The sequence below is a fragment of the Novosphingobium sp. genome (genome assembly GCF_039595395.1).
Classification (GTDB): domain Bacteria; phylum Pseudomonadota; class Alphaproteobacteria; order Sphingomonadales; family Sphingomonadaceae; genus Novosphingobium.
On the sequence record NZ_JBCNLP010000006.1, the window covers coordinates 688,357 to 701,361 of the forward strand.

The window sequence follows — 13,005 nt, forward strand, 5'->3', positions numbered from 1 at the left end:
CCGCATTGCAAGCGGCTCAATCACAGAGAGACATGATGGCTAATCTTTTCGATCCGCTGGAGCTGCGGAGTGTTCGGCTGCGCAACCGCCTCGCCCTATCGCCAATGTGCCAGTACGAAGCCACCGACGGCTTCGCTAACGACTATCACCTTGTCCACTATGGCAAATTCGCCTTGGGCGGCTTCGGGCTTGTGATGGTTGAGGCCACCGCCGTAGCGCCGGAAGGCCGAATCACTCATGGCGACCTTGGCTTGTGGGATGATGCCCAGATCGACGGTCTCGCGCGCATCGTGTCGATGGTGAAATCGCAGGGCGCCACGCCGGGGATCCAGATCGCCCATGCCGGTCCCAAGGCGAGCATGCAGCGCCCCTATTATGGCGACGGTCCGCTGACCGATGAAGATGTCGCTCGAGGCGACCATCCCTGGGCCGTCGTGTCGGCTAGCGCGATTCCGGTCGACGATGGCTGGCTGACGCCTGAGGAACTCGACGCAGACGGCCTCGCGCGCATTCGTGGCGCATTTTCTGATACGGCTCGCCGGGCGCTTGCCGCCGGGTTCGAGGTGCTCGAGATGCACGCCGCGCATGGCTATCTGCTTAACTCGTTCCTGTCGCCGCTCACGAACCAGCGCACCGACACCTATGGTGGCAGCCTCGAAAATCGCATGCGGCTTCCGCTTGAGATCGCTCGCGACCTTCGCGCGATCTGGCCCGGCGACAAGCCGCTCTTCGTCCGCATCTCCGCCGTCGATGGTAGCCGTGATGGCGTGACCATCGAGGACAGCGTGATCTTCGCCCGCGAGCTCGCAGCCATTGGGGTGGACGTCATCGACGTCTCGTCCGGCGGCGTCGGCCGCACCTATGATCACCCGAATGGATATGGTCATCAGGTGCCCTATGCCGCGCAGATCTCGCGTGACGCAGGCATTCGTACAATGGCGGTCGGTCTCATCGTCACTCCTGCCCAAGCCGACGCGGTCGTCGCCCATGGCGAGGCAGATATGGTTGCGATTGGCCGCGAGGCGCTCCACGATCCGCACTTCCCGCACCGTGCCGAGCGGGCACTCGGCGTGTCGAGTGCTGAAACCCCCTTTGATAGCTGGGTGCCTCAGATTGGCTGGTGGCTCAATGCACGCGAGCGAAAGATCCGGCGGCTGGACGGTGCCGCTTTGGCCGAACAGGCACCTTAAATCCTGACGGCGCCATAGGTCCATAAGTGGGGATGGTCATCGCTCATTGGCGGTTGGGTGCAACCACTCGCTCTGATGCCGCGACCATCCCCGTTAACGTCATGCTCGTTGACGGCGGCATGCGGCGCCACTCCTTCTAGACGTCAGAAGGCCTGGCTGATGAAGAACGGCCCCACGGCGAATGGCAATTTTTGGGCTAAATTCCAACGTCCGATGGTGGTTTTGGAAACGGAAGCAAAGTCCCAAGGTCTGGCGTTCATCGCCTCCGTGGGCGAGGTGAATGATCGGCAGCTTTGCGACGCCAATCGGACCTGCGGACGGCAGTTATGTCCGCGAAACAGGCCTAAGCTTTGCTCGCTGGCGGCGCCAGGTTGAAGTCGTGCTTGCGGTCAAACGGCTGGCGGGCGGGGCTTCGATCCAAAGCGTGGCCGCCAATCTCGGCTGCGAGAGAGTTCCGAGTTTCATGACAACGTTCAAAAAAAGACGCTTTGTAGCTTGCCTGGGCGCTACATGGTAGAGCGGTGTCCATGGCGAGGTTAGGAAGGCCTCTTTGATTGTATCGGCAAAGCTGCTGAGGCAGGATATGCGTAGTAACGATACATCGTATCTCTTTACGCCATGCGTCGAATATATGTATGGCAGTTCTGCAAGAGACAGTTGTTATAGATCGATTTCCCGTTCGAGAATCTTGCGATTGCGCTCTTCAAGTTCGCGGTCGTCCGCCGGGAACAGCGTCGACATACCTTCCGTCGCAGCCCTCTCCTGCACCGCTTCGACAAACGGGCGCAGCCCGTCTTCATAGTCACGGAAAGCAGCGGCGTGATCGTCTGGCTGTTGCTGCAAGGCGTCGGCCAGACGTGCCGCTCCAATCAGCGCCATCGAACCGCCCATGCCGGCGACCGGCGACACGCAATAGCCCGCATCTCCCACCAGAGCGACGCGCCCTTTCGACCATGCCTTTATCCTGATCTGGTTCGCCTGATCGAAATAGAAATCGCCCTCGACGGCGACATGCTTCAGCATAGCAGGCACCTTCCAGCCGAGGCGTTCAAAATGATCGAGGATCAGTTGGCGTTGCTGTGCCTTGTCACGGAAATCATAGTCGATCTGCTGCTCGCTGCGGAACGCCAGCGCGATATCGGTGCGGTCGTCATAGCCGTTCAACATGGCGGTCAGACCGGGCTGGCTGAAGACCTGCGTGCAGTTTGGCGGCAGCAGACCGGTTTCCGGAACCACCCGCAAATAGAAATAGCCGCCCATGTAATAGGAGGCCGCGTCGGCATTGTCGAACACCAGCGATCTGGTGTTGGAGCGATTGCCGTCGCAGCCAAACACCAGCGCATAGCGATGGTGCGATCCGTCGTTGAGGGTTACGCAAACGTCATCCGGCCCTTGCCGCAACTGCCGGATGGATCGCCCGAAGCGTAGATCGACGGCACCGTCTAAGGATGCGAACAGAATATCGAGCAAATCGTCGCGATGGATCTCGTAACGCGCCATCGTCTGATCCTCGGCGGGCGAGGCTGCCGTCAGCTCGCCAAGGGTCGTATCGTGCTCATCCTTGAACGCGAAATTGCGCGGAGGAAGCGCCCTGGCCCGCACGGCATCAAACAGCCCCATGCGGCCGAGAATGTCGATCGTCTCACCCTCGATATCGACGGGCGTGCCGCCCCGCCGCAAGCCCTCAGCGGTTTCGATGATCGTGACCCGGTGGCCGAGCCTTGTCATCCAAAAGGCGGTGGCCAGGCCCGCGAAGCTTGCTCCGCTGATCAGCACGGGGAGGGTTTCGGTCTTCGCGGGCGTGGAGATGGAGGTTGACGGATGGGCCATGGCGCTCTCATTATCGATGACAGTTTCTAGATTCGATCTATAAATATACTCAGTACAGAAAGAAGGCAATGCCCGAGCCGACCGCCCCAAGGCGCACCCGAAAGCGATTGCTGACTCGTCAGGCTATTTCCGATGTGGCGACCCGGCTTTTTTTTCAGCGGGGCTTCGACCAGGTGACGATCGACGAGATCGCCGAGGCGGCCGATGTGGGGCGGATGACGGTGTTCAACCATTTCCCCCGCAAGGAGGACATGTTCTTCGACCGCGAACAGGAAATCCGCGACGTGGCTTTCACGGCGATCCGGACGCGGGAGGCGGGCATGTCGCCCATTCGGGCCCTGAAGGCGCTGGCGCATCGCCTGATCGAGGAACCCGATCCTTCCTTTCCGGTCTTTTGCGACACCTATCTTTTCGTTGAAACTGCGTTGGCCAGTGAGGCGCTCAAGGCGCGGGCCCGCCAGATGCGCGACGATTTCGTGAGGGGGCTGGCTGGCGTCATGGCCGAAGCCGCCGGTTGTCCGCCCGATGATCCGCATGCTTTTCTTGCCGCCGGATTAATCGCTTCGGTGTGGAGTGTCGCTTTTACTCAGGCGCATGAGGCTTATGGCCGCACTGGAGACCAGGCCGAGGCAAACCGCATGTTCCTGATGCTGATGGAAAGAGGGATGGCCGGGGTGGAAGTGGCGATGGAGACCACTGCCTATATCTTGTAATCACCCGGATTGTGGTGAAATTTGATTTCCTGCTGTTGCTTTTGGGGACTGAAAGGTTGCTGTGTCTGACCTGCTGTCGGTTTGAAGGGCACCGAGATAAGCTTCTTTAGGCTACCCCAGCCCGGCGTTCGAAGTCGATAGGGCTGAGATAGCCAGGATCGAGTGCCTGCGGGTGGGATTGTAGAAACGCTCGATATAATCGAACACATCGGCTCTGGCCTGATCGCGTGACCGGTAGACCTTCTTGCGGACCCGTTCGGTCTTGAGGGAAGAGAAGAAGCTCTCCATCGCCGCATTTGTCCCAGCAATTGCCCGATCGGCTCATGGAGCAGGTCACGCCATTGTCCTGCATCAGGCGTTGAAACTGCTCACTAGTATGTTGGCTGCTCTGATCCGAATGATGGGAGCAGGGCAACCGTGCGCTTCTGGTTCTGATCAATGAGTCCTGACCCGAAAAGCTGCGCGTTGGGGCCTGAAGCGCCTTTGATCGCTGTTGCACAGGCGAACGGGGCGAGGGGCGCATCAGGTCAAGTCCTTAGACGCGCAGGAAGCGATGGGCAGGTTTGATCTGTTATCGCATCGTACCGCGCTTGATCAGATTATAGATTGCAAGCAGGATGATGGCACCCGCCAATGCTACGAGCAGGGTTCTTGGATCAAAGGGATTTTCGGTCAAGTGGCCTTGGCCCGAGAAGGTCCCGAGCAGGAAACGGCCGACTACTGATCCAACACAGCCGACAAGTACATTCCAGAGGATGCCGCCGGATTCGCGCATGATCATGCCGGCAAGCCAGCCAATGATCCCGCCCATGATGAGTGCAATGATGAAATGCATACCTCGACCTTTCGCTAAAGACCAAATGGGAAGCTAAGGGGCGCCGTCTGGTGCAGTGCGCCAGGGTTGTCAGCGCGTCAGATCTTCGCCGACCACGGGTGGTGCGGGGGGATCGCCGGCCACGAGGCGATAGACGATGCCTCCAACCGAGCCGCCCAACAGGGGGGCGACCCAGAACAGCCAGACTTGCTGTAGGGCCAGTCCGCCAACCAGCAAGGCAGGGCCAGTCGATCGTGCAGGATTGACCGAGGTATTGGTCACCGGAATGCTGATGAGGTGGATCAGTGTCAACGCCAGGCCGATGGCGATCGGAGCAAAGCCAGAAGGAGAACGGTCGTCGGTTGAGCCCAGAATTACGATCAGGAAACCTGCTGTCAGTACAATCTCGATCAGGAAACCGGCGTAGAGGCTATAGCCGCCAGGTGAAAGGGGGCCATAACCATTCACAGCCAGTCCACTGGGCGAGAGTTCGAAACCAGGTTTACCGTTGGCGATGCTGAGGAGGAAGGCTGCCGCCACCGTTGCGCCAATGACCTGAGCGACCCAATAGGGTAGGATGTCGCGTGCTGGAAAGCGTTTACCCGCCCACAGGCCGAGCGTGACCGCAGGGTTTAGATGGCAGCCTGATACATGGCCGATTGAATAGGCCATGGTCAAGACGGTGAGGCCGAAGGCCAACGCGACCCCTGTGAAACCGATGCCGAGCGCGGGAAATGCGGCGGCGAGCACGGCGCTACCGCATCCCCCGAAAACGAGCCAGAATGTGCCGAATGCCTCGGCAAACAGTCGCTTGCTTAACGGTACCATTGTCCCCTCCTTGCTTATAGAATCATTATGGAAGCACCATATCATAAGCTCTGTGGTAGGAGCGAGAGAGCCTATTTATCCCTGCAATTCTTCCGAACGAAAAGTAAAAAATTGAAAACTCGCCTTCTCACGAGATGTCGAGACACGCGCGCAGCCATGCGTCGGTTCGGCCCATATTGAACTGGTGGGGCAAAGCGACTCAATGATTAGATTAGGTGTCTGGGTGCTTCCTATCTCCCGCCGCTTGACCGTTAATCGCTTCCAGACCCGCCTTATCGAAAGCTCAGCATGTGCACTGCTCGATCGCTGGCAGGAACGAACCCCATGCCGGTGTTTCGGCTCTCCTCATTCTCCGAAAAGCGATTGGAAAGGCCAGCTGCGCAAAGGATCATTCCCCTTTCGCTCAGGATTTCAGCGGCCCGAAACAGCGCCTTTCGCAGGCTGCGGCGATCTTCGCCGCGCACGATATCACCGTTAGGCAAGGTTAGCGCGATAAAGAACCCCTGCTGAACCTTGTGCTTTCCGGAGGTAATGCGACCTAACCTGAACATGCAGCTATGCATTTCTGTTCGAACGGATGCGCTGGCCGTTCCAATTTCCCAAGCATCATAGGCAATTTCTGTCATAAGCAACTCTTCAATTGCCAAAGATAGAATTTCTAAAATACAAAAGATCGCAACATATCAATTATTTCAGATGATGCGGAGGGAATATTCCGGACCATGTTCTCGATCTTATCGGATATGAAAACGGAAGGGCCTGCGTAAGCCAGAGACCAATTGCTGAAAATGCGGCAGCTTTGCTGTTCCGTCATAAAGGTCGTGACATTGCGATGGCGCGAATCTGCAAGGATGCTCTGGCGTATTGCAGCAACCCCGTTTGCGGGCCCTTCGAGGAATTGCACAAAGCGGGTGCCGTTAAACAGCAGCGCGCCCGTCACCTCGAGAGATGCATTGCGCTGAATGGATTTCGCAACGATGTCCTCCACCGCTTTGGGGGCCCATGCTGACGGTAATGCGCAATGACTGGCGTAAAGCCAACAATCGAGATTGGGGTGGTGTGGGAGCGGGTTTTGCATGAGAGAGTGCCGTTCACCTTTCAGGCGGCGTCTTCGTCGGAGATCGTAATCCCGGCCAGTGCCGCAAATCGTAACAATGAAGCGAGATTATCCACGCGCAATTTCTGCATCAGATTTCCACGATGCATTTCGACGGTCCTTACGCCGATGCTCAGATGCTCAGCGATCGCCCGATTGGTCATGCCAGCGACAATCCCTCTCAGGACATCTTCTTCCCTACGCGTCAAATGGGCGCGCAAGCCGATAGCCTCGGCGACGGACTCGCGATCGGCAATCCTTGTGGGCAAAAGTTGGAAGGCGTAATCCAGCGCCGCGCGCATTTTGGGCATGGAGCAGGGAATGGTGAGGCAATCCACTGCTCCGACTCTTAGCGCTTGCACAGCCTCCTGAATGCTTGGTTCAACGCGCATGACGATGATAGGCATGTCGGACCGCCGCGCCAAAATCGTGCGGATGACGTCCTGATCGCCTGGTTCTTGCGTGCGAATGGCCAGGAGAATGCAACCGGCAGGAAGGCCCTCCACCGCTTCGATCAACTCTCTCTCCGACACAAACGTCCGGATCTCTATCCCTTGATTGCGCAGGTCCAGAGCAAGCCTTCGTCGATAGGCTGCGTCGCTATCCACGAGATAGATTGCATGGTTATTGAACACGCTACGGCATGATCCATTCCCGGTGTGATCGGGCTCATGATTTAAGACCTATGGCGCAGTCTAGCTGTCTGCGCTCTGAATAATACCGTATCTATACGGTATTGAGCCGTGCCGAGGTTGCCGGAGGGCTCGTCTGAAGAGATGAATGGATGGGCGAATGTTAAGGAGGTGATTGATGGACTTGAAGGTCAGCTTTGTCAGCGGTTATCGCTTCGGCCAAACCCAGTGCGGCGGATCTTGATCCTCGATCTGCGTTTCGCCCAGTCGCTTGCTCAGCGCGACCTCATTAAGCCCGCGTGACTGGCGCAAGGCCGCGATCAGCCTTTCGCTGTGCGAAACCAGTACGATCTGGCTGCGGCGCGACGCTTCGACCAGCAGACGCGCCAAAGCCTCCAGCAGCGAGGGATGCAGGCTCGCCTCGGGTTCGTTGAGGATCATGATTTCAGGCGGGCGGGGCGAGAGCAGGGCGGTCACCAGCAGCAGATAGCGCAGCGTGCCATCGGACAATTCCTTGGCCTCGAAGGGGCGCAGCAGGCCGCGCTGATGCATCGTCACCACGCCGTAATCCTCGCCCTCAACATGGATGGCCGAGCCGGGGAAGGCGTCCTCGATGGCATCGCCAAAGGCCTCACCATCGCCGATCGCCTGGATGGTCGCGATCGCGGCGGCCAGATCGGCGCCGTCGCTGCCCAGCACGGGCGTATAAGTCATCACATGCGGGCGCCGCGCCGGGGCGTCGGCATCGGTGCGTAGATTGTCGTAGAAGCGCCAGTTACGCATCCGCTCGCGCATCAGCAGCAGTTCCAGCCCATCGGTCGGATCGGCGCAATGGGTCACCATGCTGTCGAAGGCCAGAAGATTGGTCATGGCATCGCGCCATTCGCCGCTGTCAGCGCGGCGCAGGCGCACGGCCGGCCCGCGCCTTTCAGCAAAGAGGTTGGTGCGGCCCAGCAGTTCGCCGGTCCACATCGCCTCGACCTTGATTTCGGGGTCGCGTTGGAAGGGATACATCGGCTCGGGGCGCCCCAGATCGATGGCATAGCCGAAATCCGCACCGGAAAAGCCCAGCTTCAGGCTGTAAGGCGCCGAGCGGCGTGTGCCGGTGATCTCTGTCTCGCCGCAGATCATGCTTTTGCTGAAGTTTTCCGGTCCCGCCCAAAGGGTCGAGAGCAGGCCGCCCTCCGCTGCCAGCGTGGCAATCAGCCGCCCCTGCGCCGCTTCCGACAGCAGGCGTAGCGACCGATAGAGGCTGGATTTGCCGCTGCCGTTGCTCCCAGTGATGAGGGTAAGCTGCCCAAGCTCCAGCACCACCTCCCGCAAGGATCGATAGCCGGCGACGGCGAGACGTGTGATCATATTGAATCCGTGGTCTCTTTGGTATTGAGAGGCAATTGCTCAGGCTTGTTGTGTTTACAACACGCTACTTGCCGGTTTGGCAAATCCCTTTTGTTATCCGGTGAAAGTATGGCGGGTTCCGCCGTATTAGATCGAGTCAACGGATGGCAACTGTGTCAGCGGGTCCTGGGCCAGCGCCTGGGCTGCCCTGAAACAGTGTCACTGCATCATTCCGGTCATCGAAATCCGCGTGTATGTCCTTCTCGATAAAGCTGGCAAAGGCTCGCGCCTTCATGCTGGCATTTCGCCCGGACGGGAACACCACCCACAGGCCCACTGGCGGAAGCCCGACAGCATGCGGCGCACCTCGCCCGAGATGAGTTCGGGGGCGAACATCCATTCTGAAGCGACAGCGAAGCCCAACCCTGCCCCCAAGACGCCCTCGCGCACCGCTTCGGCGGTATTCTGGGTGAACGTCCTTTTTGCTGCGGGCGCTGATTTCACCATCGCCGATATCGCTCATTTCGGGTGGATCTGGCGCCGCGCTTTCGTCGACATCGACCTCGCGCATTATCCGCATGGGTAAGAGTGGTACCAGCGGATTTCCAGCCGACCAACCGTGGAGCGGGCCCTGCAGCGCGTGAATGCGCTTGTGCCACAAGATTGACCCGAGCCGGCCCGGCCATCAAGCGCGCAGGGCCGGAGGCATGTTCAGGAAAGCGGGAGGCTGCTTATGACACGTCACATTGTACGGCGAACTCAAGGCCAGAGTTGGCAAGGAAGAGAACCAGCCGCCTGGTGAAAAAACGCGGCCTGCGGTATGCGACTGGCTCTGGTTTGCGGGCATGCATGGCCTTAATAGGCCTCCTGGTTGAGCATGCCCGTGGCGTGCAGCAGCGCGGCCTGGGCGATGATCAGATCGCTACGGTTGCGGGCCAGTGCCAACTGGGCGGAGCGCAGGCTTTCATCCGCCACCAGAATGTCCAGCGTGGACCGCAAGCCGAAGGCATATTCCGCCCGCACACCCTTCAGGGCCAGATCGGCGGCCTGCTCGCTCTGCGCATTGGCATCGCCTTGCGCCTTGGCGCTGATGAGCGCGGCCCAAGCCGTATCGACAGCCAGCACGGCCTCACGCCCGGCCTCGTCGCTGTCATACTCGGTGGCGCGGCGGGTTGCTTCGGCCTGCCTCACCTGGGAGCGGATCAGTCCGCCCGTCAGGATCGGAATGCGCAGTGTCAGCCCCGCGCTTGATGCGCGGGGGAAGGTCCGGTCGGTCGAGGCGGCCAGATTGGCGTCATAGCCATAGGAGCCATCGAGCGAGACGGTGGGGCGGCCCCCGGCCCGTGCCTGCTCGACGCGGGCATCCTGCGCCTCGATCGCCCGCTGGCTCTGGCGCAAGAGCGGATTGGCGGCCAGTGCGCGTTCCCTTGCCTGATCCAGCGTGCCGGGCAGGGCATCCGGCGCGTTGGGCCCCAGCGCCAGCGTGCCCGGTTCATGCCCCACCGTGGCGCGATAACGCGCGCTGTCGATGGCCAGAGAGGCCTGCGCCCCGGCCAGCGTGGCCCCGGCCGAGGCACGCTGCGCCTCCAGCCGGGCGACATCGGTGCGGGTGGCATTGCCCAGCTTGAAGCGCGCCCTTGCATCGGCCACCTGATTGTCGAGCAGGGCGATATCGGCCTGCGCGATCTCCAGCGACTGCTGGTCATAGAGCAGGTTCGCAAAGGCCGTGACGACCGCTTCGAGCACGGCGGCCTCGGTGTCGCGCAGGCCTTCGGCGCCTGCCGCCACGTCCCCCCGCGCCGCCCGCACCGCCGAACTGACGCGGCCCCCGGTCCAGATCGGCAGGGCGGCGGTGGCCGTGGCGCCGCCGCCCTTGCCATAGTCGAAGCGGTTGTAACCGCCCTCGGCCTCGACCGAGGCGGTCAGACGCCCGCCCGCGCGGGCCTGCTCGACCGTCTCGCCAAGGGCTTCCTGCCGGGCGCGGGCCGCTGCCAGAGCGGGGTTGCCGGCATAGGCGGCGGCGATGGCATCATGGATGGTCTCCGCCGTGGCCGGCGTGGCCATGCCGAGGCCCAGAAGCGGCAGCGTTGCCAGAAGCAGGGCCCTATTCATGGCGCAGGGCCCATGCCGGGGCGCTGCGCGCCGCGCGCAGCGATTGCGCCAGAACCGTAAGACCCGCGATCGTCAGCGCCAGCACGCTCGCCGCCAGAAAATAGAGCGGGGAGAGCGCGATCCTGTCGTCAAAACTGGCCAGCCAGGTGCGCATGGCGAAGAAAGCCAGCGGCCAGGCAAAGAGGTTGGCGATCAGCACCGGGCGCAGGAACTGCCCCACCAGCAGGCGCACGATGTCGGCGGAGGAGGCGCCCAGCGTCTTGCGGATGCCGATCTCCTTGATGCGCCGCGCCGTGTTGAAGGAGGCCAGACCCCACAGGCCCACGCAGCCGATGGAAATCGCCAGCACCGCGCCCAGCGAGAAGAGATTGGCGGCGTGATCGTCCTGCTTGTAGAAGCTTTCGACATTCTGGCTGGCGGTGCGCGCGTCGAAAGGCACTTCGGGCGCCTCCTGCCGCCAGATGGCGCGGGCGGCATCGATCACCGGCTGGGGATCGCCCGTGTAGCGCAGGATGCCGATGGCCAGATAGGGATTGCGCGGCTGGAAATCATACATTTCCGGCGGGATCGGGGTACGCGGATCGCCAAAGCGCATATCCTCCACCACGCCGATGATGGTGCGCAGGGGGCTCCTGCCGCCGCCCACCACCTTGCCGATGGCGTCCTGCGGGCGTGCGAAATGGAAGGTGGTCATGGCGGTGCGGTTGATCATGATGTTATGGGGTTTGTCGCCATCGCCGCCCCGGACGCCGCCGTTGGGCTCGTCAAGGTTGGGGTTCACGTCGCCCGGATGGGCAAGGTCGAAGACGCGGCCTGCCAGCAGGCGCGCGCCCACCAGCTTGAAAAAGCCGGGGGTCGTTTCATAGAACATCACCGCCGGGGCTTCACCGGGACGGCCGGGCAGATCGACATTGCTCTGGGCCTGGAAATTGTCAGGCCCGGGCACCTTGTTGGCCACGCTGACCGAGGACACGCCGGGCAGGGCGGCAAAACGATGGATGATCGTGTCGCGCTGGGCGTTGTTCAGGCTGGGATTGCTCAGCGTGGGGACGACAATCAGCCCCTGCCGGTCGAAACCGAGGTCGGAGGCGCGGACATGGCGCGTCTGGGCGACGAGCACCATCGTGCCCACCACAAAGGCGATGGCGATGGTGAACTGGAAGATGACCAGACCTTCGCGAATGCGGGTGCCCGCCTTGCCGCCTCCGGGCGAGCGCGCCGAGGCCAGCACGGCCGCCGCCGGAATGCGCGAGAGCACCAGTGCGGGATAGATCCCCGCCAGCGTACCCACCACCAGCACCAGCGCCACCAGCGGCAGCAGCACGCCCTCCAGCCCCAGATAGCGGATCGAGAGCGTCAGCCCGCCCGCCGCATTGACCAGCGGCAGGGCCGCCTCGCCCAGCGCCAGACCGAACAGGGCGGCGATGGCGGTGGTAACGATGGCCTCGCCGATATACTGGCGGGCGAGCAGGCCACGCGGCGCGCCCAGCACCTTGCGCATCGCCACTTCCCGCGCGCGCAGCCCGGCGCGGGCGGTGGCCAGATTGACGTAATTGACCACGGCGATCAGCAGGGTCAGCACGCCCACGATGCCCAGTGTGCGCACGGTCAGCGCCGCGCCCGGCGTTTCGAAGAAGACATCGGCGATGGGCTGCAGGCGCGTGGTCATCTCCATGGTGGGGTTGCTGGGCGTTTCGGCGCGGGCGTGGCGGCGGATCACGCCATCGATCTGCCCGGCGAAGGTGCCCGGCGCGGTGCCGTCGGGCAGGCGCACATAGGTCATGGTCTGGAAATAGTTCCATTGATGCGTCGGGGCATGATACTCCGAGGCATGGTCTTCCGGGATGACCATGCGGGCCAGAATGCCAACGCTCAAGCTGGTGTTGGCTGGCAGATCCTGGACAACGCCGACCACGCGGTAGACATGCTTCTCGCCGCGAAACACCACGGTGAGCGTCTGGCCGACGGCACGCGTGCCGGGGAAATAGCGCTTGGCAAGGGCCTGGGTGATCACCGCATTCGACGGATTGTCGAAGGCATGGAGCAGATCGCCCTGCACCATCGGCAGATCGAAGACCTTGCCGAAATCGGGGTCGACATAGGCGAAAGGCTCGCTGGTGCCCACGCCGCCATGCACCACCGTGGCCTGGATCCGGTTGATGCGCGTGCCCACGGCAGACGGCAGATCGGCGTGAACGGCGCTCCACAGGGCGATGGGGCTGCGGGTGGAGGGCCTGTCGAGCAGGTCGCCGTCGAGATGCGTTTCGATCAGGTGGATCTGCTGGTAATGCGGCAGCCAGGTCTCATAGCTGGTTTCGAAACGCACATAGAGGCCCAGCACCAGAAAGACGGCGATGCCCACGGCAAGCCCGCCGATGTTGAGCGCGCTGTGCAGCTTGTGGCGGGAAAGGCCGCGCAGAAAGGCGATGAAGGTGAGGCGATCCATGAAAGC

The 13,005-nt window shown here is 61.6% G+C and carries 12 protein-coding genes and 1 pseudogene; 3 read left to right on the forward strand and 10 right to left on the reverse strand.

The window, feature by feature from the left end; all coding sequences use genetic code 11:
- Window positions 1-32: 32 nt before the first annotated feature.
- The gene (locus tag ABDW49_RS23035; RefSeq protein ID WP_343615588.1) at window positions 33-1,190 is read left to right on the forward strand and encodes an NADH:flavin oxidoreductase/NADH oxidase; all 1,158 of its coding nucleotides are present in this window, start codon (window positions 33-35) and stop codon (window positions 1,188-1,190) included.
- A 660-nt stretch (window positions 1,191-1,850) separates the two neighbouring features.
- Here the strand turns inward: ABDW49_RS23035 and ABDW49_RS23040 are convergent.
- Window positions 1,851-3,089, reverse strand: coding sequence for an FAD-dependent monooxygenase (locus ABDW49_RS23040; RefSeq protein WP_343615590.1), 1,239 nt, complete (start codon window positions 3,087-3,089; stop codon window positions 1,851-1,853).
- Between ABDW49_RS23040 and ABDW49_RS23045 the strand changes: the two genes are divergently transcribed.
- The gene (locus ABDW49_RS23045) at window positions 3,089-3,733 is read left to right on the forward strand and encodes a helix-turn-helix domain-containing protein (RefSeq protein WP_343615591.1); all 645 of its coding nucleotides are present in this window, start codon (window positions 3,089-3,091) and stop codon (window positions 3,731-3,733) included. The two genes, ABDW49_RS23040 and ABDW49_RS23045, sit on opposite strands and share 1 nt — an antisense overlap.
- 106 nt (window positions 3,734-3,839) lie before the next feature.
- Here ABDW49_RS23045 and ABDW49_RS23050 read toward each other — a convergent pair.
- The 7 genes and pseudogenes from ABDW49_RS23050 to ABDW49_RS23080 all read right to left on the reverse strand — a co-directional run.
- Window positions 3,840-4,136, reverse strand: a pseudogene (locus ABDW49_RS23050) (IS3 family transposase); the annotation flags it as partial.
- A gap of 168 nt (window positions 4,137-4,304) precedes the next feature.
- Complete coding sequence (locus tag ABDW49_RS23055) at window positions 4,305-4,568, reverse strand: GlsB/YeaQ/YmgE family stress response membrane protein (protein ID WP_343615593.1); 264 nt, start codon at window positions 4,566-4,568, stop codon at window positions 4,305-4,307.
- Between the two features lie 69 nt (window positions 4,569-4,637).
- Complete coding sequence (gene aqpZ, locus ABDW49_RS23060; protein ID WP_343615594.1) at window positions 4,638-5,375, reverse strand: aquaporin Z; 738 nt, start codon at window positions 5,373-5,375, stop codon at window positions 4,638-4,640.
- Between the two features lie 272 nt (window positions 5,376-5,647).
- A complete protein-coding gene (locus tag ABDW49_RS23065) occupies window positions 5,648-6,001 on the reverse strand; it encodes a hypothetical protein (protein ID WP_343615595.1) in 354 nt (117 codons plus the stop codon).
- A 32-nt stretch (window positions 6,002-6,033) separates the two neighbouring features.
- On the reverse strand, window positions 6,034-6,453 hold the full coding sequence (locus ABDW49_RS23070; RefSeq protein ID WP_343615597.1) for a BLUF domain-containing protein: 420 nt from the start codon (window positions 6,451-6,453) through the stop codon (window positions 6,034-6,036).
- A gap of 20 nt (window positions 6,454-6,473) precedes the next feature.
- Window positions 6,474-7,106 (reverse strand): LuxR C-terminal-related transcriptional regulator, encoded by a 633-nt coding sequence (locus tag ABDW49_RS23075; RefSeq protein ID WP_343615599.1) that lies wholly within the window; start codon window positions 7,104-7,106, stop codon window positions 6,474-6,476.
- A 204-nt stretch (window positions 7,107-7,310) separates the two neighbouring features.
- Window positions 7,311-8,462 carry an AAA family ATPase gene (locus ABDW49_RS23080; protein ID WP_343615601.1) on the reverse strand — a complete coding sequence of 384 codons (1,152 nt, stop codon included), beginning with the start codon at window positions 8,460-8,462 and terminating at the stop codon, window positions 7,311-7,313.
- Between the two features lie 334 nt (window positions 8,463-8,796).
- On the opposite strand from ABDW49_RS23080, the gene ABDW49_RS23085 reads away from it, so the two are divergent.
- The gene (locus tag ABDW49_RS23085; RefSeq protein ID WP_343615603.1) at window positions 8,797-9,027 is read left to right on the forward strand and encodes a hypothetical protein; all 231 of its coding nucleotides are present in this window, start codon (window positions 8,797-8,799) and stop codon (window positions 9,025-9,027) included.
- A 269-nt stretch (window positions 9,028-9,296) separates the two neighbouring features.
- Here ABDW49_RS23085 and ABDW49_RS23090 read toward each other — a convergent pair whose 3' ends face one another.
- Entirely contained in the window at window positions 9,297-10,553 is a 1,257-nt protein-coding gene (locus ABDW49_RS23090; protein ID WP_343615604.1) for a TolC family outer membrane protein, read from the reverse strand.
- Window positions 10,546-12,999, reverse strand: coding sequence for an ABC transporter permease (locus ABDW49_RS23095; RefSeq protein ID WP_343615606.1), 2,454 nt, complete (start codon window positions 12,997-12,999; stop codon window positions 10,546-10,548). The genes ABDW49_RS23090 and ABDW49_RS23095 overlap by 8 nt, the downstream gene beginning before the upstream one ends.
- Window positions 13,000-13,005 lie beyond the last annotated feature (6 nt).

Bases quoted from the DNA above. Each gene is read 5' to 3' on its own strand.
- ABDW49_RS23035 (WP_343615588.1), top strand. From the start codon at position 33: ATGATGGCTAATCTTTTCGATCCGCTGGAGCTGCGGAGTGTTCGGCTG.
- ABDW49_RS23045 (WP_343615591.1), top strand. From the start codon at position 3,089: ATGCCCGAGCCGACCGCCCCAAGGCGCACCCGAAAGCGATTGCTGACT.
- ABDW49_RS23055 (WP_343615593.1), bottom strand. From the start codon at position 4,568: ATGCATTTCATCATTGCACTCATCATGGGCGGGATCATTGGCTGGCTT.
- aqpZ (WP_343615594.1), bottom strand. From the start codon at position 5,375: ATGGTACCGTTAAGCAAGCGACTGTTTGCCGAGGCATTCGGCACATTC.
- ABDW49_RS23065 (WP_343615595.1), bottom strand. From the start codon at position 6,001: ATGACAGAAATTGCCTATGATGCTTGGGAAATTGGAACGGCCAGCGCA.
- ABDW49_RS23070 (WP_343615597.1), bottom strand. From the start codon at position 6,453: ATGCAAAACCCGCTCCCACACCACCCCAATCTCGATTGTTGGCTTTAC.
- ABDW49_RS23080 (WP_343615601.1), bottom strand. From the start codon at position 8,462: ATGATCACACGTCTCGCCGTCGCCGGCTATCGATCCTTGCGGGAGGTG.
- ABDW49_RS23085 (WP_343615603.1), top strand. From the start codon at position 8,797: ATGCGGCGCACCTCGCCCGAGATGAGTTCGGGGGCGAACATCCATTCT.
- ABDW49_RS23090 (WP_343615604.1), bottom strand. From the start codon at position 10,553: ATGAATAGGGCCCTGCTTCTGGCAACGCTGCCGCTTCTGGGCCTCGGC.
- ABDW49_RS23095 (WP_343615606.1), bottom strand. From the start codon at position 12,999: ATGGATCGCCTCACCTTCATCGCCTTTCTGCGCGGCCTTTCCCGCCAC.